Source organism: Aliishimia ponticola (assembly GCF_004803475.1).
GTDB classification, from domain to species: Bacteria; Pseudomonadota; Alphaproteobacteria; order Rhodobacterales; family Rhodobacteraceae; genus Aliishimia; species Aliishimia ponticola.
Genome location: NZ_SRKY01000002.1, coordinates 508,372 through 533,552 on the forward strand (window position 1 = coordinate 508,372; position 25,181 = coordinate 533,552).

At 61.6% G+C, this 25,181-nt stretch carries 24 protein-coding genes; 10 read left to right on the top strand and 14 right to left on the bottom strand.

Annotated elements, in window-relative coordinates; translation table 11 throughout:
- Window positions 1-15: 15 nt before the first annotated feature.
- The 10 genes from E4Z66_RS08810 to E4Z66_RS08855 form a co-directional block, all read right to left on the bottom strand.
- Window positions 16-1,668, bottom strand: coding sequence for a hydroxysqualene dehydroxylase (locus E4Z66_RS08810; RefSeq protein WP_136462628.1), 1,653 nt, complete (start codon window positions 1,666-1,668; stop codon window positions 16-18).
- Window positions 1,669-1,821: 153 nt separating this feature from the next.
- Window positions 1,822-3,429 (bottom strand): FMN-binding glutamate synthase family protein, encoded by a 1,608-nt coding sequence (locus E4Z66_RS08815; RefSeq protein WP_136462629.1) that lies wholly within the window; start codon window positions 3,427-3,429, stop codon window positions 1,822-1,824.
- Between the two features lie 97 nt (window positions 3,430-3,526).
- Window positions 3,527-3,919, bottom strand: a complete 393-nt coding sequence (locus E4Z66_RS08820; RefSeq protein WP_136462630.1) for a Na+/H+ antiporter subunit G — start codon at window positions 3,917-3,919, stop codon at window positions 3,527-3,529.
- 6 nt (window positions 3,920-3,925) lie between these two features.
- On the bottom strand, window positions 3,926-4,195 hold the full coding sequence (locus tag E4Z66_RS08825; RefSeq protein ID WP_136462631.1) for a K+/H+ antiporter subunit F: 270 nt from the start codon (window positions 4,193-4,195) through the stop codon (window positions 3,926-3,928).
- Window positions 4,195-4,683, bottom strand: a complete 489-nt coding sequence (locus tag E4Z66_RS08830) for a Na+/H+ antiporter subunit E (protein ID WP_136462632.1) — start codon at window positions 4,681-4,683, stop codon at window positions 4,195-4,197. Before E4Z66_RS08830 ends, E4Z66_RS08825 begins: the two co-directional genes overlap by 1 nt.
- On the bottom strand, window positions 4,680-6,245 hold the full coding sequence (locus tag E4Z66_RS08835) for a monovalent cation/H+ antiporter subunit D (RefSeq protein WP_136462633.1): 1,566 nt from the start codon (window positions 6,243-6,245) through the stop codon (window positions 4,680-4,682). Before E4Z66_RS08835 ends, E4Z66_RS08830 begins: the two co-directional genes overlap by 4 nt.
- A complete protein-coding gene (locus tag E4Z66_RS08840; RefSeq protein ID WP_136462634.1) occupies window positions 6,242-6,598 on the bottom strand; it encodes a Na+/H+ antiporter subunit C in 357 nt (118 codons plus the stop codon). The genes E4Z66_RS08835 and E4Z66_RS08840 overlap by 4 nt, the downstream gene beginning before the upstream one ends.
- 2 nt (window positions 6,599-6,600) lie before the next feature.
- Complete coding sequence (locus E4Z66_RS08845; RefSeq protein ID WP_136462635.1) at window positions 6,601-9,471, bottom strand: monovalent cation/H+ antiporter subunit A; 2,871 nt, start codon at window positions 9,469-9,471, stop codon at window positions 6,601-6,603.
- Window positions 9,472-9,673: 202 nt separating this feature from the next.
- A complete protein-coding gene (locus E4Z66_RS08850; RefSeq protein ID WP_136462636.1) occupies window positions 9,674-10,471 on the bottom strand; it encodes a TIGR03084 family metal-binding protein in 798 nt (265 codons plus the stop codon).
- Between the two features lie 115 nt (window positions 10,472-10,586).
- The gene (locus E4Z66_RS08855) at window positions 10,587-11,615 is read right to left on the bottom strand and encodes a hypothetical protein (protein WP_136462637.1); all 1,029 of its coding nucleotides are present in this window, start codon (window positions 11,613-11,615) and stop codon (window positions 10,587-10,589) included.
- Between the two features lie 270 nt (window positions 11,616-11,885).
- On the opposite strand from E4Z66_RS08855, the gene E4Z66_RS08860 reads away from it, so the two are divergent.
- The 3 genes from E4Z66_RS08860 to E4Z66_RS08870 are packed head-to-tail and all read left to right on the top strand — an operon-like array spanning window position 11,886 to window position 15,495.
- Window positions 11,886-12,932 (top strand): 2,5-dihydroxypyridine 5,6-dioxygenase NicX family protein, encoded by a 1,047-nt coding sequence (locus tag E4Z66_RS08860; RefSeq protein WP_136462638.1) that lies wholly within the window; start codon window positions 11,886-11,888, stop codon window positions 12,930-12,932.
- Window positions 12,929-14,212 (top strand): acyl-CoA dehydrogenase family protein, encoded by a 1,284-nt coding sequence (locus E4Z66_RS08865; protein WP_136462639.1) that lies wholly within the window; start codon window positions 12,929-12,931, stop codon window positions 14,210-14,212. Before E4Z66_RS08860 ends, E4Z66_RS08865 begins: the two co-directional genes overlap by 4 nt.
- A complete protein-coding gene (locus E4Z66_RS08870; RefSeq protein ID WP_136462640.1) occupies window positions 14,212-15,495 on the top strand; it encodes an alpha/beta fold hydrolase in 1,284 nt (427 codons plus the stop codon). The genes E4Z66_RS08865 and E4Z66_RS08870 overlap by 1 nt, the downstream gene beginning before the upstream one ends.
- Window positions 15,496-15,498: 3 nt before the next feature.
- Here E4Z66_RS08870 and E4Z66_RS08875 read toward each other — a convergent pair whose 3' ends face one another.
- A complete protein-coding gene (locus E4Z66_RS08875; RefSeq protein WP_136462641.1) occupies window positions 15,499-16,509 on the bottom strand; it encodes a fatty acid desaturase in 1,011 nt (336 codons plus the stop codon).
- 267 nt (window positions 16,510-16,776) lie between these two features.
- Between E4Z66_RS08875 and E4Z66_RS08880 the strand changes: the two genes are divergently transcribed.
- Window positions 16,777-17,145 (top strand): hypothetical protein, encoded by a 369-nt coding sequence (locus E4Z66_RS08880; RefSeq protein WP_136462642.1) that lies wholly within the window; start codon window positions 16,777-16,779, stop codon window positions 17,143-17,145.
- Between the two features lie 21 nt (window positions 17,146-17,166).
- Here E4Z66_RS08880 and E4Z66_RS08885 read toward each other — a convergent pair whose 3' ends face one another.
- A complete protein-coding gene (locus E4Z66_RS08885; RefSeq protein WP_168797760.1) occupies window positions 17,167-17,832 on the bottom strand; it encodes a GntR family transcriptional regulator in 666 nt (221 codons plus the stop codon).
- A gap of 127 nt (window positions 17,833-17,959) precedes the next feature.
- On the opposite strand from E4Z66_RS08885, the gene E4Z66_RS08890 reads away from it, so the two are divergent.
- The 4 genes from E4Z66_RS08890 (at window position 17,960) to E4Z66_RS08905 (ending at window position 21,780) form a co-directional block, all read left to right on the top strand.
- Window positions 17,960-18,904, top strand: a complete 945-nt coding sequence (locus E4Z66_RS08890; RefSeq protein ID WP_168797761.1) for a class II glutamine amidotransferase domain-containing protein — start codon at window positions 17,960-17,962, stop codon at window positions 18,902-18,904.
- Window positions 18,901-19,593 carry a GltB/FmdC/FwdC-like GXGXG domain-containing protein gene (locus E4Z66_RS08895; protein ID WP_136462645.1) on the top strand — a complete coding sequence of 231 codons (693 nt, stop codon included), beginning with the start codon at window positions 18,901-18,903 and terminating at the stop codon, window positions 19,591-19,593. The genes E4Z66_RS08890 and E4Z66_RS08895 overlap by 4 nt, the downstream gene beginning before the upstream one ends.
- Window positions 19,594-19,663: 70 nt before the next feature.
- Window positions 19,664-21,082 (top strand): FMN-binding glutamate synthase family protein, encoded by a 1,419-nt coding sequence (locus E4Z66_RS08900; protein WP_136462646.1) that lies wholly within the window; start codon window positions 19,664-19,666, stop codon window positions 21,080-21,082.
- A complete protein-coding gene (locus tag E4Z66_RS08905; protein ID WP_136462647.1) occupies window positions 21,079-21,780 on the top strand; it encodes a type 1 glutamine amidotransferase in 702 nt (233 codons plus the stop codon). Before E4Z66_RS08900 ends, E4Z66_RS08905 begins: the two co-directional genes overlap by 4 nt.
- A gap of 46 nt (window positions 21,781-21,826) precedes the next feature.
- Here E4Z66_RS08905 and E4Z66_RS08910 read toward each other — a convergent pair whose 3' ends face one another.
- Together E4Z66_RS08910 and E4Z66_RS08915 are read right to left on the bottom strand one after the other, a co-directional pair.
- Entirely contained in the window at window positions 21,827-22,312 is a 486-nt protein-coding gene (locus E4Z66_RS08910) for an aggregation factor core (protein WP_136462648.1), read from the bottom strand.
- Window positions 22,313-22,361: 49 nt separating this feature from the next.
- Window positions 22,362-23,504 (bottom strand): FAD-dependent oxidoreductase, encoded by a 1,143-nt coding sequence (locus E4Z66_RS08915; RefSeq protein ID WP_136462649.1) that lies wholly within the window; start codon window positions 23,502-23,504, stop codon window positions 22,362-22,364.
- Window positions 23,505-23,596: 92 nt separating this feature from the next.
- On the opposite strand from E4Z66_RS08915, the gene E4Z66_RS08920 reads away from it, so the two are divergent.
- Window positions 23,597-24,892, top strand: a complete 1,296-nt coding sequence (locus E4Z66_RS08920) for a glutamine synthetase family protein (RefSeq protein ID WP_211097129.1) — start codon at window positions 23,597-23,599, stop codon at window positions 24,890-24,892.
- Window positions 24,892-25,158, top strand: coding sequence for a EutN/CcmL family microcompartment protein (locus E4Z66_RS08925; protein ID WP_136462650.1), 267 nt, complete (start codon window positions 24,892-24,894; stop codon window positions 25,156-25,158). The genes E4Z66_RS08920 and E4Z66_RS08925 overlap by 1 nt, the downstream gene beginning before the upstream one ends.
- The last annotated feature ends 23 nt before the right edge of the window (window positions 25,159-25,181 follow it).

A 25,181-nucleotide genomic window follows, 5' to 3' on the forward strand; every position in this document is an offset into this window, starting at 1 on the left:
ATTCCTCGAATGAAATCAGAAGATAAGGCGACCGTCCCACGGCTTGCCCTGTTCGAAACGATGCTTGTCATGCTCGCGCCACAGCCGCAGCGCATCGGGCATCGGCATGGACCACAAGCGGCATTTCTGGCCGGTCCAGCCCGTCGCATCGAGAATACCGTTCACTGCGACGCGCGCCGCCTCGTTCGCCGCTTCCATACAGGCCAGATCGGTTTGCGTCTGGACGTAATCGGAAGCGAGCGAGAAATTCGCGATGGAGGTCAGCGCCTTGGGCCGCTGTTTCCACGATCCCGGCGTATTGATGAAGAGCGGCTCCAGATTGGCGACGGGGTGCGGGCGGGCGCTGTGTGACATCTCGATATCGGTATCGATGAACCAACTGTGGATCATGTCGTCACGCAGTATCTCTTTTCCGTCCACGTTCTGGCTGCGCTTGAGTTCCTGCCAGACCTCATCGGCAATCTGTTGCAGGTCCAGGTCCTTGGCCTTCTTCTTGGGATCGAAGGTGCCGGGGGTGTTCCAGTCGGAAATATCCACGGACAGGATACCGCGCACCTTGCCGTCGCCATATTGGGACAGGTCGAGATGCTTCCACAGCTGCGCCTCGGAAATCGACGTGATCGCCCAAGGGCTGTCCACGTAGAGCGTGTGTCCATCGACGATTTTCACGTCCTCGGTCAGGAAGAACTGAATGCCGTTCATCCAGCGCACGTTCTGGGCCAGATCCTTGACGCCCTGAAGTTCGGGCGCGGCGCTGAGCAGACCGGTGTCGATTAACGGGTCCAGATGTTCGATCGGAATGGCGCAGACAAAGTAATCGGCCTCGATCGCGCTGCTGCCTTGCGGCGTTTGCACGGTGACGGATTTGACGCGGTCGCCTTCCATCGTGATGGCAGTGATCACGCTTTGGCTGTGATAGGTGCCGCCAAGCCGGGTGATTTCAGCGATCCAGGGGTGGATCAGTGCGTCAGTCGTGGGGGCGTTCAGCACGCGGTCGGTGCCTTTGCCGCCGCGGATCATACCATCGGCGAGCCGGACCTGAATCTGGCCCACAGTCCGGGCGCTGCCCTCTTGCGCGCGTGCAGCAACCAAGGACCGGGACAGTCCTTCGGCCAGAAACTTCTGATACTCCGGGCTGCGGTTTTCCGCGTCCACGAAATCCCACCAAGATTGCGGCTCCAGCTCTGCATAGCGGCGTTCTTCGCAAGAGGTCATGACCTGCCACAGCCGTTCGGCAAAGAATTCAAGGTCCGACATCGGCAGCGGCAGAAAGTGACTGTAGATCTCCTTGATCAGGATTTTCAGATCGAGGATCGACCGGGGAACGCGGGCCAAAAGATCAATCGGCGGCGCATCATAGCGTGCGATTTCAATGGCTTCCACGCCGATCAGATTGTCTGCGCAGGTCGCGCCATGGGGGCCGAAGGGGATGCGGGACATGCTATCGGGCAGATGAACGTAGAACGCCGGGAAGAAGCGAAAGCCATGTTCGCCCGGCAGATCGCGTCGCCCCTGCGTGCCGGAGTCCGGCACCGGGATGGAACGCGCCTTGCCGCCCGGAATTTTCTTGGCATCGAAGATTTCGACATCAAAGCCGCGCGACGCAAGCTCGTGCCCTGCGGTAAGCCCGCCAATACCGCCACCCAAGACGGCCACTTTTGTTGCCACGACCCTGTCCCCCCGAAAAAGTGTGCTTAGAAAATATCGCCCGGGCACAAGATATTTCGGCACACTGGAAACGGGAGGCGACAGGACCACTCTGCGCCGGGACGCGCTGCCCCGGCAAGCTATTTCTGTACGGCCCCGTTTAGGACGCGCGGATCAGGGAAAGAGCGGATCGAAAGGCACGAAGCTTTCGGCGCGCGATCGGTTCCACCGCATCCGGTAGCCAAATTCATCCGCGACGTCGTCGTCTTGCAGCAAGAAACCCTCTGGCTGATAGGGATAGACATCTTCGCCGGTCTTCATATCGCGGTCGCTTTCACGCATCAGCAGGTGATGCGGCAGGAATTGCCGCGGGTGCATCAGACCTGCGGCGGCGGTCATCTCGGCAATCGCGTGCAGGGTGTTGGCGTGAAAGCGGGCGACGCGGGGGGCCTTGTCTTCGACAACGACGGCGCGGGCGCGCTTTGGGTCCTGGGTCGCAACGCCGACCGGACAATGATTGGTGTGACAGGCTTGCCCCTGAATGCAACCGACCGAGAACATGAAGCCGCGCGCGCAATTGGCCCAATCGGCCCCCAGCGCAAAGATTTTCACAATCGCGAAGGAGGAGACGAGCTTGCCCGATGCGCCCAGCTTGACCTGATCGCGCAGCCCGACGCCGCGCAGCGTATTGTGGACGAAGGTCAGCCCTTCGACCAAGGGCATACCGAGGTGATCGGCGAATTCCTGCGGCGCGGCCCCGGTGCCGCCTTCCTTGCCGTCAACCACGATGAAATCCGGGACGATGCCGGTTTTCAGCATTGCCCGCACGATGCACATGAATTCGCGCCGGTGGCCGATGCACAGCTTGAACCCGACGGGCTTGCCGTCCGACAGCTCGCGCAGGCGGCCAATGAATTCCATCATTTCGATTGGTGTCGAAAATTCGGGATGCGCCGAGGGGGACACGCAGTCCTCGCCCATCGGGATGCCGCGCGCCTCGGCGATTTCCGGCGTGATTTTGGCCGCTGGAAGCACACCGCCATGGCCGGGCTTGGCCCCTTGGCTGAGTTTGAGTTCAATCATCTTCACTTGCGGATCGGCGGCGGTTTCGCGGAACTTTTCCGGGTCGAACCGGCCCTCCGGTGTGCGGCAGCCGAAATAACCCGACCCGATTTCCCAGATCAAATCCGCGCCGCCTTCGCGGTGATAGCGCGAGATGCCCCCTTCGCCCGTGTCATGGGCAAAGCCGCCGCTTTTCGCGCCTTTGTTCAGCGCGAGGATCGCATTGCCCGACAGCGATCCAAAGCTCATGGCCGAAATGTTCAGGATCGACGCGTCATAGGGGTGCTTGCAATTCGGGCCGCCAATGAGAACGCGGAAATTGTTGTCTTCGATCGTGGTGGGCATGGCCGAATGGGTCATCCATTCATAGCCAGCATCATACACACGGCGGCGCGTGCCGAAGGGGCGTTTATCCTCAACCCCCTTGGCGCGTTGATAGACCAACGAGCGTTGCTCGCGCGAGAAGGGTTCCTCATCCGCGTCGCTCTCGATCAGGTATTGGCGGATTTCGGGGCGGATGCCTTCGAAAAGAAAGCGCATATGACCCAGCACGGGATAGTTGCGCAAAATCGCGTGGCTTTTCTGAAAGACGTCATAGATGCCCAGCCCGGTGAGCCAGCCGAAAAGCGCCAGCGGCAGCAGCGACCAGCCGGAATAGAACAGCCCGATCAGGCTGGCAAAGGCCAAGACGGCGCACAGGATCAGGGGAACGAAACGCATGGGAAGTCTCTCCGGTCGGGTCAGCGTTCTGTCTCAGGCGCTGCGTTGGCAAAAGCGTGAGCTGTGCCGGCGCGCAAAGCGGGGCACATGCGCGGGATCACTCCTTGGGGTCCGTCACCGGATCGGGCGCGGACATCGGCGGGTCGTCATAGACCGTCCAGCCATAGTCACGGCCGGAATCGGGGACTTCATCCTCGGCGACATGTTTGGCCATATAGGTCTTGGCGATGAAGTTGGCGGTGATCGGCGCGGTCAGGAACAAGAAGAGCGTGATCAGCAATTCGTGGAACGACAGATGCCCCTGCACGGCATAATTGTGCAGAAGCGACGCGATCAGAACGCTGCCGATCCCGATGGTCGTGGCCTTGGTCGGCGCATGGAGCCGTTGCATCGTGTCGCGCAGCTTGATCATGCCATAGGAACCGATCAGACCGAACAGGCCCGCAATGACCAGAAGGGCAGAGATGACGATTTCAATGATGTCCGGCATGATCCCTCACTCGATGATATCGCCGCGCAGTTCAAAGCGGCAATAGGCGACGGTTGAGACGAACCCGACCATCGCGATCAGCACGGCGGCTTCGAAATAGACGGGCGTTCCCTGATAGACCCCGTAAAGGATCAACAAGGCCAGCGCGTTGATCACCATCGTATCCAGCGCAAGGATACGGTCGGCGGATGTCGGGCCAAGCGTCATGCGCCAGAAGTTCAGCAAGGTGCCGAGGCTGAAGCAGCCAAGGGCAAAGGCAAGGGCGGTTTCAATCATCAGAACATCTCCAGCAGGCGGCGTTCATAGCGGGATTTGATGGTATCGCGGACCTCGTCCGGATCGTCGGTATGAAGGCAGTGGACAAGGATACAGCCAGCATCGGCCGATAGCGTGGCAGAGACCGTGCCCGGCGTCATGGTGATGGTCCCGGCCAGCATCGTGATGGCCTCGGGCGAGGTAAGATCAAGCGGCACCCGCACCCACTCAGAGCGGATATTGTCGCGACGCTTGAACAGGATGATCAGCGCCACCTGCACATTGGCAACGACGATATCCCAAAGGACCAGCAGAAAATATCCGATGAACAGCCATGGTTTGCGCAAGCTCGGTCGGTCTGGCCAATAGGCCGCGGTCAAAAGCGGGATCGCCCAACCGAAGAGCAGGCCAAGGATCACATTGCCCAGCGTCACCGTATTCACGAGCGCCAGCCAGACCATGGCAAGGGCAAGGCTGAGCAGCGGGTGGGGGAGCAGGCGCATGGTCAATGCTCCTTCTTGATGATCTTGGTGCCGGTCGGATCCAGAACCGTCGAGATATAGCTTTCGCGGTCGAACAGCTGGGCGGAGGTTTTCTCAAGGTAGTTTGTCAGCGGACCGGCGATGATGGCAAGTCCGGCAAGCAGGCCCAACAGCGCCATGGAAGGCGCGATTTCCCAAGGCCGGGCACTTGGCGCCGTGACGAGCATCTCTTCCTGGTCGGTCATCAGGTCCGGGTCTTGCATGTCCTGCCCGGTGGAGCGCCAGAACACCATGCTGCCTGCACGGGCAAAGCCGACAATGGTGATGAGCGAGCCAAGCAGGATCGCCGCCCAGGCCCATGCCATCTGGCCCGGTGCGCGCAGCGCATCCAGCACCAGCAACTTGCCCAGAAAACCCGACAGGGGCGGCATCCCCGCCATCGCGATCGCGGCCCCGAAGAACAGCGCGGCAAACAGGCCGTTCTGGACCGTCGGCAACATGGGGGACAGCAGGTCATCCTTGCGCCGCGATACGACAAGGTCGGCGATCAGGAACAGCGCGGCCGCAGCAAAGGTGGAGTGGACAAGGTAGTACAGCGCGGCGGTCGTCGCCTCCGGCGTGAAGGCAGCAATGGCCAGCATCAGCGTGCCCATCGACCCGATCACGGAATAGGCGATCAGCGGCATCAAGCGCCGCGCGCCAAGCACGCCGAACGCGCCAAGGGCTACAGTCACCAGTGCTGCCGGGAACAGCCAGTCGGGGCCGATATCCTCGGTCGCGGCGATGCCGGGGCCGAATGCGATCGTGTAGACGCGCAGGATGGCATAGGCCCCCACTTTCGTCATGATGGCGAAAAGGGCCGCGACCGGGGCGGGGGCGTTCGCATAGGTGCCCGGCAGCCAGAATTGTACGGGGAACAGCGCGGCTTTCACAGCGAAGACCATCATCAGCAGCATGGCCGCAACGCGCGCCAAAGCCGCTTCATCGGCGGGCAGCGCCTGCATCTTCAGGGCGATATCCGCGATGTTCAGCGTTCCAACCGTGGCGTACAGCACGCCAAGGCCAAACAGGAACAGCGTCGATCCGGCGAGGTTGATGATGATGTATTGCAGCCCGGCGCGGGTCCGCTGTTTGCCGCCGCCATGGATCATCAATCCGTAAGACGCGATCAGCAGCACCTCGAAGAAAACGAACAGGTTGAACACGTCGCCAGTCAGGAACGCGCCGCAAATACCCATCAGTTGGAACTGGAAAAGCGCGTGGAAATGCCGCCCCTTCGCGTCCCAGCCGGTTGCAACCGCATGGGTCAGTACGATCAGGCCCAGCACGCTGGTGACCAGCACCAGCAAGGCCGACAGGTGATCCAGCACCAGAACGATGCCATAGGGCGCGGGCCAATCGCCCAGACGATAGACAAGAATGTCGCCATCCATGACCAGCAGCGTCTGCACGATGGCAATCGCCACCAGACCAATGCTGCCGAACAGCGAGGCAATACGCGCCAGCGAGATATCGTGGCGCATCACATAGGCGATCAGCGGGGCCAGCAGTGCCGGCAGAATGACGGGGGCAATGATCCAGTGCATCAGGGCGTGTTCTCTTCCACGTCTTCGGGGGCCTCATCCATGTCGACCCGGTCTGATTGCGTTTCGAAATAGGCGCCAAGTGACACCATCACCAGCACCGCCGTCATTCCGAAAGAGATCACGATCGCGGTCAGAACCAGCGCCTGCGGCAGCGGGTCGGTATAGGCCTGCTCGCCATATTTGGACAGGATCGGCGGCATATCGACCGCCAGCCCGCCCGAGGCGAACAGGAACACGTTCACCGCATAGGACAGCAGCGCCAGCCCGATGATCACGGTAAAGGCGCGTTTGCGCAGCGTCAGATAGATCCCGCCTGCGGTCAGGGCCCCGACGGCTGTGGCGACCAGAAGCTCCATGGTCAGTCGTCCTCCTTGAGCAGTTCGACGCGGTTGGTCGGGTCGTAATCCATCGGCTCGACATTCACGGTCTCGCCCGCGAAACGCGCGATCCGCGACAGGCTGTACAGCATCAGCATCACAGCGCCCAGAACCGCAAGGAACACCCCAAGGTCAAAGGCCATGGCCGAGGCGAGTTCGAATTCCTCAATCGGTGGGAAGTGGAAATACCCGAAAGTGGAAGTCAGGAAGGGCGCGCCAAAAAGCCACGCCGCCGTGCCCGTAAGCCCCGCGATCACCACGCCCCAGCCGATCATGCCGTGATATTCCATCTTCTGACGCGCCTGCGCCCAGGCAAAGCCGGACGCCATGTATTGCATCAGCAGCGCGATGGAGATGATGAGCCCTGCAACAAAACCGCCACCCGGCTGGTTGTGACCGCGCAGGAAAATATAGGCCCCGACAAGGACCGCAATCGGCATCAGCAGCCGGGTCGCGATCACCATCATCAGCGGGTGCCGGTCGCGCGAACGGTCTTGCGAATAGTCCATGTTGCGCAGGCGCCGCGCGGCAGGACCGTTCAGCAATGCCTCCATCACCGCAAAGATGATCAGGCCGGCCACACCCAGCACGATGATTTCGCCATAGGTGTCATAGCCGCGGAAATCGACAAGGATGACATTGACGACATTGGTGCCGCCCCCGCCGGTCTTGGCATTGGCCAGATGGTAGTCGGAAATCGTGCTGACGTCGCGCAGCAGGAACGCATAGGTCATCGCGGCCACGCCGACACCGCCGATCAGGGCGATGACGCCGTCGCGAATGCGCAAGGCGCGGCTGCTTTCGATCGGGGTGTCCTTTGGCAGGAAGTGCAACGCCAGAAGCAGCAGCATGATCGTCACCGTCTCAACCGAGATTTGCGTCAACGCGAGGTCCGGGGCCGACAGGTAGACAAAGCCGGACGAGATCATCAGGCCGATCACGCCGATCATCACCAGCGCGCGGAACCGGCTGCGGTGCATGAAGAAAACCGACCCGATGGCGGTGATCAGCACCACCCAGCCAATCAGGACGACGCCGGGCACGGGCAGCATTTCGCGCGTAACCGGCGGAAGGGAGCTGCCCGAGGCGGCGATCAGGCCAAGGGCCACGGTGGCAACGACGAAAATCGACAGATAGCGCGAGATCGCGCCGGTATGCAGCGTTTCGGTGATGGTGCGCGACAGGCTGGCCATCGCCGCGACCAGCGCGTCAAACATCGCTTTGGCCTCTGGGCGGGGCAGGGCGTTCCACAAACGGTCCAGCGGCCTGTGCATCGCCAGCAAGAGCAGGCCGCCGATAATCGCGATGATCGACATATAAAGCGCCGGGGTGATGCCATGCCAGATTTTCAGCGAATAATAGGGCATCTTGCCGCCACCGATCACGGCCTCTCCGGCCACGGCGACCAGCGGGCCGACAATCGCTGCGGGCAGAACGCCGATCACAACGACCAGAACCATCAGCAACGCGGGCGACAGCCACATCCCCACCGGCGGGTCATGGGGTTTCGAAGGATAATCGTCCCGCACCGGGCCGAAGAAGACATGCACGATGAACCGGAAGGAATAGGCGACAGAAAGCAAGGCCCCAACCGTCGCAAGGATCGGCACCGCATGGTGGCTACCGGCCCAGACCGTATGCGAGGCCTCTTCCAGCATCATTTCCTTGGACAAGAACCCGTTGAACAGCGGAATACCCGCCATCGACAGCGCTGCGACCGTGCCGATCACGAAGGTAATCGGCATCAGCTTGCGCAACCCGCCAAGCGCCTTGATATCGCGCGTGTGGGTCTCGTGGTCGATGATGCCCGCCGTCATGAAGAGCGTGGCCTTGAAGGTCAGGTGGTTGATGATGTGGAACACAGCCACGACCGCCGCCAGCTTTGTCCCGAAGCCCAACAGCATGGTGAGCAGGCCCAGGTGGCTGACGGTAGAGAACGCAAGAAGCGCCTTCAGGTCGTCCTTGAACAGCGCGATCAGCGCGCCGATCACCATCGTGATCAGGCCAGTCGTCGCAACGATGTAGAACCATTCCGGCGTCCCGGCGAGAGCGGGCCACATCCGCGCCATCAGGAAAACGCCCGCTTTCACCATCGTGGCCGAGTGCAGATAGGCCGAAACCGGGGTCGGTGCGGCCATCGCGTGCGGCAGCCAGAAATGGAACGGGAATTGCGCGGATTTCGTGAACGCGCCCAGCAGGATCAGGATCAGGGCGGGCAGATACCATTCCGATGCTTTGATGATGTCGCCTGCGGCAAGGATGTCGGTCAGGTTATAGCTGCCCACGATATTGCCGAGGATCAGCATCCCGCCAATCATGGCAAGCCCGCCGGACCCCGTCACCGCCAGCGCCATGCGTGCACCCTGGCGTCCTTCGGGCAGGTGTTTCCAAAACCCGATCAGCAGGAAGGAAGACAGGCTGGTCAGCTCCCAGAAAATCAGCAAAAGCAGGATGTTGTCGCTTAGCACGATGCCCAGCATCGCCCCCTGGAACAGCAGCAGATAGGTATAGAACTGCCCCATCGGGTCTTCGGGCGACAGGTAGTAGCGCGCGTAGATGATGATCAGAAGACCAACGCCAAGGATCATTCCGGCGAACAGAAGCCCAAGACCATCAAGGAAGAAACTGGCAGACAGGCCAAGCTGCGGCAGCCAGTTGACCTCGGCCTGAATGACGTTGCCTGCCATCACGTCCGGTGTCAGGACGGCGAGCATGGCAAGCGCAAGGACCGTTGGCGCGGCGGCGAAAGTGGCGCATGTGGCACGCCCGGCGCGGATCATGATGCCCGGCAGCAACGCCCCGATGAATGGCGTTATCGCGATGATGAACAACAGATTATTTGCGCCGTCCAAAGCTGTCTCCACCCTGTTTTTCTACGACTTGGCGACACTGCGGCGCTTTTGAATGCCCCGTCACTGTGCGTGTCCTGTCTGCGGACCCGTCGTTTTGTATAGTCTAGTCCTTGGGATTAAGTCCGCCACCCCGCACTTGGCAAGGTTCCCGTGCCGTTTTTCGGGGCGATGCGACATTTTCCGGTGTTTGTGAACCGATGTGTCACGCCGGGGCCGCGCGGGTATGGCGTGTTCCGGGGGCGGGCGGCGTTTCTGGCGGGCCGGCAAAGCACTGCGCCCGGGCCATCCAACCTGCCGCGACTTCGCCGGTGACTTGCAGGTCGGTGTCCGCGATGTTCCGGACTTGCGTGACGACTTGCGCGAATTCTTCCGCCGCGCCTTCGATCCGCTCATCTTCCTGGGGGGTGCCGAATTCCCAAACCGCGCCAGAGGGGGCGGTGAGCTTCAGATAAGGCATGTTGTCCGGGACCGGCAGGCCGTGCACTTTGTGTGACCAGCCGAAGGCGTTCACCCCAAGGTAAACGATGTTCTGAATGCGATCGGCGTTGTGTCGTGTCTTGCCAAGAATATCGAACACCTCCTGCCCATGCGCCCAGGTTTCCATCTGCCGGGCAGATATGGACGAGCGCGCGGACATCTCGGGCCCGGCCCAACGCAGGCGTGTTTTGGGATCAACCTGCGACCAGCGGTCGCCCATGTCGCGGTACTGGGCGCGCCACGCTTCGAACAGGGCGGGGCCGCGCAGGGGGATTTCCGCGTTCTCAACCGGGCGCATACCGGACTGCATCGCGGGCAGGAGCCGCGCGAGGTCCGCCGCGAAGCCCTCTGGATCGGTCAGGGACTTGTCGGCGGCTAGGTTCCAGAAATGCAGATGCACGATGACATCGTTCAGCGTCCAGCCCTTGAACTGGGTGGCGGTGGTCCAATCGGCCTCTGCCACGTCTTCGAGTATCGCGGCGAGAGCATCGCTTTCGGCGACGAAATCCAAGGCTTGCTGCATCGTTCATCCTCCCTTCACCGGCAGCCACCATCAGGTGGCGCGGCCTTCCCCCTTTGCATGAGGCGAGCGTGGGGAAAACTGCCCGGCGGCGCAACCCGCAAATGGAGTGGCCGGATCAGGTTGAGATTTGTGCTTTGGCGGTTTCGATCCAATAGGTCAGGTCAAGCAATTGGCCGAACATGCCGAGTTCGGCCGCCAGGTCGGTGGCATTCGCATGCGCCAGCGCCGCCGTCGAGGTGATGCCAGCCTGCCGCAACATCCAGACCATGCCGGGCCCCGCGCCGGGCAGATCCAGCAGCCCTGCATCCGCGTCCTGCGCTTCGTCCATGACATCGGCTTGGGGCGGAAGATCAGTGCCCGGCAGTGCGCTGAAACTTTCGTATTCCGAGTACGCCTCGGCGAGGGAGGGGGCATCCTCGCCCTCTGCGGTGACGTCCGCGCTTGGCAGGGCCGGGGCGTCATAAAGCCCGTCAAAGGCGGTTGCAGGCTCTGCCCCGTCTTCCAGTTCAAGTGGGGGCGGGGGCGTATCGGGCATGTCTTCGGCGGGGGCGGTATCGGCACCGCCCAATACGCCCAGATGTGCTTTGATCGTCTGATCCAATGCCTCTGTACGCCGGGACAAATGGCGGAACGCCAAGATGAAACGCGCGATCGCAGCTTCGCTTTCCGGGCAGCCCGACGCAGTGGCAACGCTTTCTGGCGGGTGCGCGAACTGCTCTGCCAAGGCGCGCATTTCGGCGGAGTTCTGCTCCACCGCCTGCCGCAGGCTTTCCGTTTCGCTTCCGGGACTGGGCCGGGTCGACAGCAGGTCGATCTGTTCCTGCAACGTCTTGTGATCTTGGGTCATAGCCCGCTGTAGGCTGGCAAGCTCGTCTTTGAGCGTGTCTTTCACCGACTCTTCGCGGGGCGCTTCGGCGGCGGGCAGAGCGGCGGCAATCTGCTGGGAGATTTCGTCAAGGCGGGTGTCGAAGCCTGCGATCATCATCGCATTGTCGGAAAACGTTTCCGACAGGTGCCCAAGCGCGAATTCAAGCTGTTCGATCCGGTCGGTCAGGATTTGGGTCGCATGGGAGTCGGTCACCGCGTGCGGCGCGTCGCCGTCATCTGCCAGATCGCTGGCCTGAATATGCTGAAGGGCGCTCACGCTGCTGCACCTTTCGCCGGCAGGGGAGACAGGCGCAGGACAAACCGTAACGTCGATGATCGTGACTGGCACATTTGAAGCAGGCTCCCAGAGGTCTTTCGGTCGATAAGATCGATACAAGTCGAATCTGAATAAATGTTGAAAGAATACGCCTCATCGCGCCAATTCCCGTGCGGCGCGGCGCCGTGCAGGGTGGGGAATGCTTGATACAATGTGGGAAATCCGTCAGCGTGACGCAAATCGCGGGACGCGTGCAGGGGGATTGGCCGTATGTTGCAAGAGATACCCGAGGGCAAATGGGTCGCCGCGTTCCGGCGCGCGTTGAAGCTGAACGGGATCGGCGCGGGCACCGATGTCGCCATCGTCGCAGAGAGTCAGTCGCGCCCGGTCATGGCGCAGCTATGCGGGCTGGCGCTGTATGATCTGGGTGCGCGTTATTCCACCATCGTGCTGCCCAGCCCCGCGCAAACCGCCCCGGTGCCGGTAAAATCCACCGGTGCCTCCAACGCGATTGCGGGGATGCGCCACGTTGTCGAAGCGCTCAAGCAGGTGGAGGTCGTGGTCGATGTCACGGTCGAGGGGCTGATCCACGCCGAAGAATGGCCAGAGATCGAAGAGGCGGGGGCGCGGCTTTTCACGATTTGCAATGAACACCCGGAAATTCTTGAACGGACGGAGCCGCAAGCAGAGCTTGGCCCCAAGGTCGCCATGGGGATCGAGATGCTGCGCGCGGCGTCAGAAATGCGCGTGACCTCGAAGGCCGGGACCGATCTGTTCATCGACATACGCGACGCGCCCTGCGGTGGCACGCCGGGTTTTACCACCACGCCGGGCGGGGTTGCGCATTGGCCGGGCGGGTTGTGCCTGTGCTTTCCGGGCAAGGACACGGTGCAAGGCCGCATCGTGATGGCACCGGGTGATATGAACCTGACATTCAAAAGCTATTTGCGCGATCCGATCACCTTCACGATCGAGAACGACTTCATCACCTCGATCGCGGGGGACAGTCTCGATGCGGATCTGTTCCGCGACTACCTGGCGGCGTGGGACGACCCGGTGGCGTATGGGCTAAGCCATGTGGGCTGGGGCATGAACCCTGCGGCCCGCTGGGAATCGATGGCGCTTTATGACAAGCGCGACGTGCAGGCGACCGAGTTCCGCGCCTGGGCGGGCAACTTCCTGTGGTCCACCGGGTCGAACCAATACGCGGATCGCTTCACATTGGGCCATTTCGACCTGCCGATGCGCGGCTGCACGATCCATCTGGATGGCGATGTCGTGGTCAAGGACGGCGTTTTGCAAGGGGATTTGGCATGAGCCATTACAGCGACTATTACGACACTGCCAGTTTCCGGCCAGAGCATCTGGCGATGCTGGACACGCTGGCACAGCTTGGCCCCGGTTTCGCGGAGCGCGCGGTTGCGGTCGATCAGACGGCCTCCTTTCCCACACAGAATTACACCGAATTGGCCGAGCATGGCTTCCTGCGGCTGATGGTGCCCAAAGAGTTCGGCGGGATGGAGTTTTCGCTTGGCGAATACGCCACCATCGGGGCCGAGATCGGGAAATATTGCGGGGCGACGGCGCTGACCTTCAACATGCACACGTCTTCCATGATGTGGCTTCGGTTCATGTTCGAGATGCCCAACCTGACGACAGAAGAACGCAATGCCTTTGCACAGATGCGCGCGCGCCAGTTTCCCAAGGTGGTGGAAGAGGGTGCGATTTTCTCACAGCCGATCTCAGAAGGTGGGGTCAACTGGACGTCGGAGCCGATCAAAACCAATTGTCGCCGCGTCGATGGTGGCTGGGTCATCAACGGGTTCAAGAAGTTCGCCTCTCTTGCGGGGCATTGCGACTATTATTCCATCGTCTGTACCGAACATTTCGACGGCATTCCGCCGCGCCACGAGGACACGATGGATTTCGCGGTGCACAAGGACAGCCCCGGTCTTTCGATCATAGGGGAATGGGATCCGCTTGGCATGCGCGGCACAGTGAGCCGCGATCTGGTGCTAAAGGATGTGTTCGTGTCCGAAGATGACTTGATGATGCCGGCGGGCGTTTTTGGCAAAACGCTGTCGCAGTGGCCGTCAATGATGGCCACGCTCACCCCGGCCTATATGGGCGTCGCGCAATCGGCCTATGATTTCACCGTGTCCTATCTGCGCGGTGCATTGCCGGGGATGCCGCCGGTAGATCGGCGTGTGTATCCCACGAAGCGCGCCGCCGTGGCGCGGATGTACCAGCGCTTGACAGAAATGCGCAGCCTCTGGACGCAGGCCTTTTTCGAGGCAAAGCCGTTCCCCTCCAAGGCAGAGGTGATGCGGCTTTATGCAGCGCAATACGCGGTGATGGAGGGCGTGCAAGAGATCGCGGCTCTCGCCATCCGAACATGCGGTGGTCAATCGATGCTCAAGACGTTGCCGCTGGAACGGATTTACCGGGACAGCCGCTGCGGCGCGCTGATGCTGCCGTATACGACGGAAATCATGGAAGATTACCTTTCGATGATGACCGTATATGACATGGAAGAGATCGACGCCGCGCCCACGGATACGGTCTCGGCCCGGGTATCCATGTGGCGTCCTGAATAATGCCGGAAGCGACCGTGGCTTGTCAGCGCGTCTATGCACGCCCGGCGGGCGAGCTGTGGGACGTGGTCGGCCGGTTCTGTGCGGCGTGGCATCCCATGGTGGCGACGGTGCGCGAAGACATTCAAAACGGCGCGGTTCACCGCATCATGCGCCTTACAGATGGCAGCGGCATGGGCGAACGTCTGACCTATCGCAGCGCGTCGGACCGGGTCATGGTATATGAATTGGTGCACGGGATCGACGGCTGCCAGCGCTATATCGGGCGGGTCGAGGTGACGGATGATCCGGTCGGCTGCGCAGTGCGTTGGACGGCGCGCATCGTCAGCCGCGATCCTGCCCGCGCAGAAGATATCGCAGCGGCCACGAGGCCCGTTTTGGAAGCGGGGCTGGAGGCATTGGCAGGCGACTTGCCGCAAGACGCTCCTGCGGTCGCGGTCGGGCAGGGGGGCTGCGATGTGCAGCGCGCGGCCTTGGGGGAAACCGGTCTGTCCGGTTTGCAGGGCGCCAAGTCGGAAGGGGACACGCTGGTCCTGTTCCTGCATGGGATCGGTGGCGGCGCGGAAAATTGGCGCGCGCAGATCGAAGCCTTGGGCAGCGCCTATCCCTGCGCGGCCTGGGATATGCGCGGGTATCGGCAAAACGATCAGCCCGCCGATACATTGGAAATCGACGCGCTTTGCGATGACATTCTGGGGATACTGCACGGCTTCGGCGCGCGCCGTCTGGTGCTGGTCGGACTGTCCATGGGGGCGTGGATCGCCACCAGTTTTGCCATGCGGCACCCCGAACTTCTGGCCGGATTGGTGCTTGCGGGCGGCTGCACGGGCATGTCCGAAGCCGCGCCTGAAACCCGCGATGGGTTCCTCGCCTCGCGGCTGGTGCCGTTGGATGCGGGCCAAAGCCCGGCGGATTTCGCGCCCGGCGTGGTCGACGTGATCGCGGGCCCATACGCGAGCGACGCGGTGCGCGCTGCCCTGCATCGCTCTATGGCGGCAATCCCGGCGCAGGGCTATCGCGCGGCGCTTGGCTGCTTTTGCATACCGCGCGAACAGTTCGATTTTTCGCGCATCTCTTGCCCGGTGTTGATGATGACCGGCGCGCATGACCGCTTGGCCCCGCCGGACGATATCCGCGGCGTCGCGGCCCGCATCCATGCCGCGCAAACCCAGCCTGATATGCGTTTCGAGGTGATCGCGCAGGCAGGGCACGTCTGCAATCTGGAAGCGCCGGACGAATTCAACCGGCATCTGGCAGCCTTTCTAAGCCGCGTGGCGTCCGGCTAAAACTCAGGCCGTGGCCGTATCCTGCGCCGTGCTGCTTTCGCGTTCGCGCGGGAAAGGCACAAGGCGTTTCGCCTCTTCGTCCCACAGTTTCAGGCGCAGGCTCGCCATGGCGTCGCGCCAGCCGATCAGGCGCGCCTCCAACACCCCTTCGCGGCGCAGCGCCGCATGACATTTGCGCAGCCGGTAGGATGGGATTTGCGGGTTGATATGGTGCAGGTCATGCCAGTTGATATTGGCGGTGATGATGTCGAACCAGTGCCCCAGATCAAGCTGGGACGACCCCATCAGCGCGGCCTGTGCAAAGCTGCGGCTGCCTTGGTGTTCCCAATAGGTGTCCTCGAAATTGTGCTGAAGATAGACAAGGAAGCTGCCCACGATCCCGGCAAGAAAAATGGTCGCCGCCAGCACCCACAGCGCGGCCCATCCAAAGAGCCAGACAAGCCCGGCGCCAAAAGCGAGCATCGCCGCATTGTGCAGGATAATCTGCGCACGGCCTGCGCGTGTGGCGTTCTTGGGCCAGCGATAGCGGAACACGAAGATCAGGAAGGCACCAAGGGCCAGCATGATCACCGGATTGCGATAGGCCCGGTAGGCCGCGCGCTTCCAAGCCGGTGCGTTTTGCCATTCCTCCAACGTCATGGTGTAGACTTCACCGGTTTCGCGGTGGTCAAGGCTTCCGACGCCTGCGTGGTGGAGATTGTGGTTGTACTGCATGGCCCGGAACGGGGCGAGCGTGAACACCGATACCGCGTGTCCGGCCCATTCATTCGCGCGGGGCGATGTAAAGAAGGACAGGTGCCCGAAATCATGTTGCAGCACGTACAGACGGATCATGGCCCCTGCGGCGATCACGATCAGCGGCAGCGTCCATAGGCTGGTCGCGCCAAGATACGCCGCCGTGCCAAGGCTAAGCACGTAGATCAGGAAGGTCGCGCCAAGGCTGAACACGGCCAAAGCATCGTTCTTGTCGCAAAAGCGGGCCGATGCCCGCCGGACCTCGCGTGGATCACTCATGATAACACCCCCGTCGTCATCCCGATCGGGTCAAGCGCAGATACGGATCACGCGGCACTGAAACACCCAAGAAAATGCCCCGAAACCCGACGCTTGACCTTGCGTTACTCTTCAACATAAGGCGGCTTCGTAACGCTTCAATTGCAGAGTGCTTCGTTCGATTAACTTTTTCGACACCCGCCTGCCGGGCCGCTTTGGCTTGCGCGATGCGGGTGGTCTGACTAGGTACGGCGGACCGGCGCGGGCCGGATCGGATGGAGACAGACTATGCGGAACGCCGCTCTGACAATGGGTATTATTGGGGGCCTGATCGCGATGGTGATCGGCTTTTTCGGGTACGGGTATACACAAGTGGCAGAGCGCCACGCGGAGGTTGGCGAGCTGTTCGGCCAATTCGACAATGTGCAACTGGTGCGCGTGGCAAGCTTCATCGCACCGCTTTTGGCACTGGCCGGGGGCGGCATGGCGAAGGTGCGCGCGCTTTGGGGCGGCATCCTGCTGATAGCCGCCGGGGCGTTGATGTATCTCGCCTATGGGTTCAGCGCGTTCACGATGTTCCCGATCGGCCTATGCGTCTTGGGCGGGATTTTCGCCCTTGCCGCAGGCAAGCCGGATGAGCCGAAGGCCCATTTCTAACTTGGGCGGACCCGGTCGGGGTCATTCTTCGGAATGCAGCGCTTCGATCTGAAGGTTGAAGCCGTCGTGGATGTGGTCCGTGAACACTTCGAGCGCTTGCGTCTTGTCGCCGCTGGCGATGACATCGACCAATTCCATATGCGCGCCCAGCGATTGCGCCAGGTCGATCTTCTCGATGGTCGCAAAAAGATGGAAGGCCATGGCCTTGCCCCAGATCATGTCGAACATCTCAAGCAGGAACCGATTCCCGGCGGCTTCCACGAAGGCACGGTGAATTTTCCGGTTCGCTTCGAAATAGGCGCGGGCGGTGCTTTCGGTCAGCGCCTCTTCGCGCCGGACGATCTCGCGCAGCGCCTCGATATCCGCCGGGTCTTGCCGTGAGGCCAGTATCCGGGCGCATTGCCCTTCGACCGCCGCGCGCGACTGATAGAGTTCGCGCACTTCCTGATCGTCCATCCGGTACAGGCGGAACGATCCACGCTTGGAGACCTCCAGCACGCCTTCCTGCTCCAGCCGCATCAGCGCTTCGCGCACCGGTGTCCGGCTGATTTGCATGTCGGCGGCAAGCTTTTCCTGTACCAGCCGATCTTCCGGCCCGATATCGCCCGCGGTGATCGCTGCGATGAGTTGCTCATAGACTTCATCCGCCAGTCGGCGGCGTTGAGGCTGGATCGATTGAAAGCGCATGGGCCGGTCCCCCTTTTCGGCGCGGTATACGGGATACTGGAATTCAGAGGCAAGATACGCTTTGTCGCTTGTCTTGGGGAGAGTTTCGTATACCGTATACAGTACGCGGAAACAGGAAGGTCGTCCCATGTGTGGAATCGCTGGTCGCATATTGAACGCTCCGGGAAAGGTCGGGAACGACCTCGTGGAATTGATGGATGCTCAGGAACACCGGGGCGCGGATAGTACCGGCTTTGCCGTTTACGGTATTCCGCGCGACACCGGGTATGTCCTGCGCGGTATGGGGTTCGACAAATCGCGCATGGATGCCGATCTTGAGGCGTTCCGCGCGGTGCTGAAGGAACACAAGGCCGACATGATCGCCGATCCCCGGATCGTAACGGATGCGCATAAGCATTATTGCTTCCGGATCGAAATTTCCGATCCCGCCGATCTGGCGGCGTGGGTGCGCGATGCGGATGATCTGTCGGGGCAGATTGAAATTCAGTCCTGTGGGCGGAGCCTTGAGATCATCAAGGACACAGGCGGCGCCGAAGAGGTCGCGGCAAAGCATGGGGTGCGCGAGATGATCGGCACGCACGGGTTGGGCCATGCGCGTCTGGCCACGGAATCGAGCGTGCTGCCCAATGCCTCCCACCCGTTTTGGGCGCGGCCGTTTTCGGATGTGGCGATTGTCCATAACGGGCAGATCACCGATTACTTTACATGGCGCGACCGCTTGCAGCGGATGGGCTACCGCTTCCTGACCGAAAATGACAGCGAGCTGATCGCGGTCTGGGTTTCGGACCAGATGAAGGCGGGGCTGACCATGGCGCAGGCGCTCAAGAAGTCGATCACGTCGATTGATGGGGTCTTTACCTATATGATCGCGACGCCGCAGGGGATCGGCTTTGCCAAGGATCGTTTCGCGATGAAGCCGCTGGTGGTGATCGATCAGAATGGCGAATTGGCCATGGCGACAGAAGAACAGGCGGTGCGCCGGGTCTTTGCCGATGAGTGTGACGTGATCAACTATGACGGGCCGAGCCTGACGGGCATCTGGGGCGTCGGAAACCAGAAGGTGGCCGCATGAGCGAACATATCGTCGATGTCGGCAAGCGGCATATCAAGGAAATCAACGAAGAGATTCAGGACGCCTGCGCCCAAGGCAAGAAGGTCCGTGTCATCAACACCTTGTCGCGGCACAATCTGGGTATTGGCCTGCCCGACGGGGCCGAAGTCTCGTTCGAGGGATCGGTCGGCTATTACTGCGGCGGGCTGAATGTTGGGGCCACGATCGATATTGAGCGGAATTGCGGCTGGGCGCTGGGCGAGGGCATGTCGAAAGGCATGATCACCGTTGGCGGGCGCGCGGGCATGTCCTGCGGCGCGGCCATGATCGGCGGCACGATCCATGTCAAAGGCGATGCGGGTCCGCGTTGCGGCGTGGCGATGAAGGGTGGCAATATCGTGGTCGAGGGGAAGATCGGCTATCAGTCGGGCTTCATGGCACATGCTGGCAAGATCATCGCACTGGGCGGGGCGGGCGAAAGCTGCGCCGACGCGCTGTGGCAAGGCGAGGTTTGGGTCGCCGGCGAGGTGGAAAGCCTTGGCGTCGATGTGAACGTGGTGGAGCCGACGGCGGAAGAAGTCGCAGAGGTCGACAAGATCCTCGAACCGATTGGCCTTGTCGATTCAAGTCGCGATTGGCGCAAGATGATTTCGGGCCAGCGGCTTTGGTATTTCGAAAGCCGCGATGCAAGCGCCTGGCTGATGATTTGACAGCGGTGGGGTGAACCGAACCCTATCCAACGGGGCCGCGCGCCCTGTCACCCAATCGGGGAGAAACAAGATGTCCGACAACCAACCCTATGAGTATCCGTTCGATCTGCCGGATGAGGATGAAATCCGCTTTCGTGATGCCGGCGCGATTGAAGGTCGCCCTGCGGGGGTGCCGTCCTCGTATGACGAAGGTGGCTCTGCGCGGTGGACGCCCGAAGCGATTTCCGAGGTGCACGCGCTGGCGCAGCTTGGCCGCTATCAGGTGCGCGGGTACAACACGTTCAACAAGCGTCTGCCGACTTTCGATGATCTGACCTTTGTGCCTGCAACCATGACCCGGTTGCCGCTGGAGGGCTACCGCGAAAGCTGCGACACGACCACGGTTCTGGGCGGCGGGCGCGGGATTGTCGAAAATCCGTTGGAGCTGAAAATCCCGATCTATATCGCGTCCATGTCCTTTGGCGCGTTGTCCGCATCGGCCAAGGCGTCGCTGGGATATGGTGCATCGAAAGTGGGCACCATGACCTGCACCGGCGAGGGTGGGATGCTGGAGGAAGAGCGCGAAGCCTCCAACAAGTTGGTCTATCAGATGAGCCCGGCGCGCTATGGGATCGACCTTGATCACTTGCGCCGCGCAGACGGGTTGGAGATCGTCGTCGGCCAAGGCGCAAAGCCCGGTACGGGGGGCTTGTTGCTGGGGATGAAGGTCTCTCCGCGCGTGTCGCAGATGCGGACACTGCCCGAAGGGGTGGACCAGCGCTCGACGATCCGCCACCCGGATTTTCTGGGCGCAGATGATCTGGCCGTAAAGATCGAAGAGCTGCGGATTGCCACGAATTACAAGGTGCCGATTTCCATCAAGATGGGCGCGACACGGCCACGGTTCGATGTCGCCGTCGCAGCCAAGGCGGGGGCGGACATTATCGTGGTGGACGGGGCCGAAGGTGGCACCGGTGCGTCGCCGGAATTGCTGCTGAACCACACAGGTATCCCGACGATCAGCGCGATCCGCGCCGCGCGTGAGGCGCTGGATGATTGCGGCATGACGGGCAAGGTCAGCCTTGTCGCGGCGGGCGGTATCCGGTCGGGCGTGGATGCGGCGAAGGCGATTGCGCTGGGCGCGGATGCGGTTATGATCGGCAACTCGGCCATGATCGCAATGGGCTGCAACACACCGCGCTACCCCGAGGATTACGCCAAGCTCGGCACCTCGCCCGGTGCGTGCCACCACTGCCATACGGGGATGTGTCCCGTCGGTATCGCCACCCAGGACCCAGAGCTTGAAAAACGCATGAACCCCAAGGCTGGCGCAGAACGTGTCGCTCGTTTCCTTACGGCCATGACGATGGAAATCACCGCACTGGCGAAAGCCTGCGGCAAATCCAGCGTGCATAATCTTGAGGTCGAGGATCTGCGCGCGCTCAGCTTCGAGGCTTCGGCCTTTACCGGCGTGAAGATGGCGGGCATCGACCGCGCCTACGACTGGTGAGGCTGGCCGTTCTCGACGTCTGCGTCTGGCTTGAGGAATACCAAAGCGGCCAGCCCCGTTTTGGCGAGGTTCTGTCCGTGTGGCTGCGCCGCGCAGTCCCGGAGGCACAGATCACCGTTCTGAACATCGGCGAAGGCGCGCCTTTGCCCGTGGCAGACGCGTTTGACGGCTATCTTCTGGGTGGCTCAGAAAAGGGTGTCTATGACGATGCGCCCTGGATGGCGCCGCTGCGGCAGTTTTTGCAGGATGTGCGCAGGGCGGGTCGGCCTGTCTTCGGGATTTGCTTCGGGCATCAGATCATGGCGGATGTGTATGGCGGCAAGGCCGAGTATCTCGGCGCGGCGGAGGTCGGTGTGCGCCATTTTGAGATCGACGGGCTGTTTGTCACAGGCCATGTCTGGCATCAGGATCAGGTGACACAGGTGCCGCCCGGCGCGCAGGTGATCGGGTCCGCCGACTACTGTCCTGTTGCGGCCTTGGCCTATGAGTTCCCCGCCATGTCTGTGCAATTCCACCCCGAATACAGTGCCGAATACGTGGCCGATTTTCTGGCCCGCAGTCGCGGTGAGGTGCTTAGCGCTGAAGAGACTGACGCGGCATTGGCGCAATTCAGTCGCAGCGACGTTCAGGCGGACCTGTTCGCGGATCGCGCGGGGGCATTCTTTCGCGATGCTTATGCCGCGCGCGTCAAAAGCTAGCCGCGACGCGCGGCAGCAGGTCATGACCAGATTGCCCGGCGCTGCGTCAGCCCATGCAGTCAGGCAGTTGGACTTTCGCCCTAGCATCCGCGCCGAACGCGGCTGAGTTTCCGTCCGCGATCACACGGGCCCCGGCAATCTCGCTTCCCGAGACGGTGATCTGGCGATTGGAAATCGTGTCATCCACATCGATGGTGAAAGCGATGACCTGACCCGGCGCGATAGAGGCGATGTTCAGCGTGATCTTGCGGTCGCCATCGCTGACGCGCGGGCTTTCTGCCACCCGTTCGGCGCCTTCGACCAGTTCGAACGGCTGATAAACCTCGACGCCCGCGCCTTGTCCGGTGGTGTCGAAAATCAATGCGCCCGCCGATCCGGCCAGATCGACCGTGACTGGCATCGACCCCAGCGGGCAGGCGCTGTTGAAAGTGAGTTCAAAGCGGTCTTTCGGCGCGCCTTCGATAAAGGCCACGTCCAGATCGGCAAAGGCGGGGGACGCAGATAGTGCAAGGCCGGCAAGGGTGAAACGCATCGCTGTCTCCTCTGTTAGGCCTCATAAACTGGCGCGCGCCGCGCAGTAATCAACGGCCCGAGGGGCTTTCCTTTGGTGACAGCTTACGGCGCCCGGCGACTTTGAAGCGATCGGCAGTGCCATAATCGCGCAGCGCAACGCCCGCGACGAAATCGCCAAAGACAGGGCCGTGCTTGAACAGATGGCCAGAACAGCCCCCGGCGAACAGGACATTTTCATGCTCCGGGTGCCAATCGACGATGAAATGGGTGTCGGGGGTCAGGATGACCTGATTGAACTTGGAATCGACCACACGTTCCCCGACAAGGCCGGGCAAGCGGTGCTGGATATAGCTGCGCGTCTTGTTCAGCGACTGCCGTTCGATCAGGCGTTCGTCATTATTAATGTCGATGGGGGTGTTCGGGATCACAACCGCCGCTTTCACGCCGCTTCCTTCCGAGGAAGGGATGCCGAAACTGCCTTGGCCGTGATCGATCCAGCAGGGCATGTTTTCCATGTCGAACTGGTCCGAGCCGTCCGGCGTCGAGGTGTAGAGCACGTTGATGCCCATGATGGCAGAGATCGGCTTGATCGTGCGTGGGAACATCTCGGCCATCCATGCGCCGGTGGCGATGACGATCACATCGGCCTCAAGCGGGCGGCCATCCAGCATCGGGCGTTCCTGGGAATCGGTGGTGACAGTGCCGCGTTTCACCGTGCCGCCACGTTTGCGGAACAGGTCCATTGTGGCGATGACGCAGCGATGCGCCATAAGCAGCCCGGCCTCTGGTTCAAATAGGGCATAGCTGATTTCATCGACTTTGAACTGCGGGAAACGGGCGCGAATCTCGTCAGGGGTAAAACGGTAATAGGGCACGCCCACACGGTCGAACGTGTCCGATGTAGCGTCTTCCCAATCGCAATGGCCTTCTGTCGCAAGGATCAGCGCGCCGCATTCATACATCAGGTTCTGGCCTGTCTCTGCCTGCAATTCCAGCCAGCGGGCGCGGCTGTCGCGGGCCCAACGGGTATAGAACTCATCGCGCCCGGAAATTGCGCGAATGACGCGATTGTAATCGGTTGACGCGGCGCGGGCGTGGCCTGGCTCCCAGCGGTCGATCAGCGTGACGTCCGCCCCCTTTTCCTGAAGGTGCAACGCGGTCATGCTGCCAGCGATGCCGCCTCCGACAACAGTGATTTTTGCGCGCATCATGGAAAAGATAAACCTTGCGGGATGTGTGTTTTTGAATACTGTATACAAAAATACAGTCCGCTGACAAGGATTGTGAACACGGGGAGAACGACGTGCCGGACCAAGACTTTAGCCTGCCGGAGGGCACACATACGGTCATTCTGGGGCTTGGCGATGCCAATGGGATCATGCGCGGCAAGCGTATTCCCGCAAGCCACTGGGATCACATCTGCAAAAGCGGCAACGCGCTGTCGATTGCCCTGTTTGCCATCGATATGACCTGCGATGTCTGGGACACGCCCTATGTCAATTTCGACAATGGCTATCCCGATATGCACCTGTTTCCGATCACCAAGCCCGTGTCGATCCCGTGGGAGCCGGGCGTGGCGATTGCGTTCGGCCGGGCCGAAGGGATGGACCACAAGCCGGTCCCGATTGATCCGCGCAATGCGCTGATCCGTCAGGTGGAGCGGGCCGAGGCGATGGGCTTTGACGTCCAGGTCGGCACTGAGCTGGAATTCTATCTGCTGGACCCCGAGACAGGGCAGCCGCGCGATCAGGGCATTCAGGTCTATGGCTTGGGGCGCGCCGCCCGGATGGAACATATCGTCGGCCCGATCCGCCAGCAGATCAACGAATGTGGCATCCCGATCGAGCAATCGAACCCCGAATACGCCGCCGGTCAGGTGGAGGTGAACATCCGCTATGACAATGCGCTTTTGTCGGCGGATCGGGTGGTGATGTTCAAATCGCTGATCCGGCAACTGGGCATCGCGCATGACTATCTTGCGACCTTCATGCCCAAACCCTTCTATGACCAGTCAGGCAACGGCTTTCACGTACACTATTCCTTCTGGAAAGACGGCAAGAACGCGTTCTCGGACGGGGGATCGCTGAACGAGACCGGGCGCGCGTTCATCGCGGGTTTGCAAAAACGGATGAGCGAGGCCGCGATTACAGGCTCAGGCACCGTCAATGGGTTCCGGCGACGCGCACCCTATACGTTCTGCCCGACCAGCACCGCCTGGGGGTTTGACAACCGCACTGTCGGTATCCGGGTGATCGAAGGTTCGGAATCCGCCTGCCGTGTGGAAAAGCGCGATGCGGGCGCGGATGCGAACCCCTACCTGCTTCTGGCGGCCGATATCGCTGCGGGGCTGGACGGGATCGAACAGGGCATGACCCCGACAGAGCCGACCATGGGCAACGCATATGAGAACCCGATTGGCGAGCCGATCCCGACGGATTTGCAGACAGCCATCACCTTGGCGCGCGGGTCCGAGTGGCTCAAGGACGTCATGGGCGAGTTGCAGTGGGAACTGACCCTGCAACAGGCAGAGCGGGAGCTTGATTTCTTCAGCCAGCAGGTCACGCAAGTCGAGCTTGACCGCTACTTGCGGACGCTCTGATGAAACTCGCCCGCGTGACAGGCACTGTAACCGCCACCGCCAAGGATGCTCAGCTCGTCGGTCTGACGCTGCTGCTGTGTGACGTGGTGGATGGCAAGGGCAAGGTGTTGGAACCCGCTGTCGTGGCGGCCGATACGGTCGGCGCAGGCGTGGGCGCGCAGGTTTTGATCGTGACAGGGTCGGCGGCGCGATTGCCGGCCCGAACCACGGGGGTGCCCGTGGATGCAGTGATAACAGCCATCGTGGATCATGTTGATCTGGGCTGAGACATGCCAAGTGGAGGAGTAGG

Bases quoted from the DNA above. Each gene is read 5' to 3' on its own strand.
- E4Z66_RS08815 (WP_136462629.1), bottom strand. From the start codon at position 3,429: ATGCGTTTCGTTCCCCTGATCCTGTGCGCCGTCTTGGCCTTTGCCAGC.
- E4Z66_RS08870 (WP_136462640.1), top strand. From the start codon at position 14,212: ATGCCGGAAGCGACCGTGGCTTGTCAGCGCGTCTATGCACGCCCGGCG.
- E4Z66_RS08880 (WP_136462642.1), top strand. From the start codon at position 16,777: ATGCGGAACGCCGCTCTGACAATGGGTATTATTGGGGGCCTGATCGCG.
- E4Z66_RS08875 (WP_136462641.1), bottom strand. From the start codon at position 16,509: ATGAGTGATCCACGCGAGGTCCGGCGGGCATCGGCCCGCTTTTGCGAC.
- E4Z66_RS08895 (WP_136462645.1), top strand. From the start codon at position 18,901: ATGAGCGAACATATCGTCGATGTCGGCAAGCGGCATATCAAGGAAATC.
- E4Z66_RS08820 (WP_136462630.1), bottom strand. From the start codon at position 3,919: ATGCCGGACATCATTGAAATCGTCATCTCTGCCCTTCTGGTCATTGCG.
- E4Z66_RS08910 (WP_136462648.1), bottom strand. From the start codon at position 22,312: ATGCGTTTCACCCTTGCCGGCCTTGCACTATCTGCGTCCCCCGCCTTT.
- E4Z66_RS08885 (WP_168797760.1), bottom strand. From the start codon at position 17,832: ATGCGCTTTCAATCGATCCAGCCTCAACGCCGCCGACTGGCGGATGAA.
- E4Z66_RS08840 (WP_136462634.1), bottom strand. From the start codon at position 6,598: ATGGAGCTTCTGGTCGCCACAGCCGTCGGGGCCCTGACCGCAGGCGGG.
- E4Z66_RS08890 (WP_168797761.1), top strand. From the start codon at position 17,960: ATGTGTGGAATCGCTGGTCGCATATTGAACGCTCCGGGAAAGGTCGGG.
- E4Z66_RS08865 (WP_136462639.1), top strand. From the start codon at position 12,929: ATGAGCCATTACAGCGACTATTACGACACTGCCAGTTTCCGGCCAGAG.
- E4Z66_RS08850 (WP_136462636.1), bottom strand. From the start codon at position 10,471: ATGCAGCAAGCCTTGGATTTCGTCGCCGAAAGCGATGCTCTCGCCGCG.
- E4Z66_RS08925 (WP_136462650.1), top strand. From the start codon at position 24,892: ATGAAACTCGCCCGCGTGACAGGCACTGTAACCGCCACCGCCAAGGAT.
- E4Z66_RS08915 (WP_136462649.1), bottom strand. From the start codon at position 23,504: ATGATGCGCGCAAAAATCACTGTTGTCGGAGGCGGCATCGCTGGCAGC.
- E4Z66_RS08825 (WP_136462631.1), bottom strand. From the start codon at position 4,195: ATGATTGAAACCGCCCTTGCCTTTGCCCTTGGCTGCTTCAGCCTCGGC.
- E4Z66_RS08860 (WP_136462638.1), top strand. From the start codon at position 11,886: ATGTTGCAAGAGATACCCGAGGGCAAATGGGTCGCCGCGTTCCGGCGC.
- E4Z66_RS08900 (WP_136462646.1), top strand. From the start codon at position 19,664: ATGTCCGACAACCAACCCTATGAGTATCCGTTCGATCTGCCGGATGAG.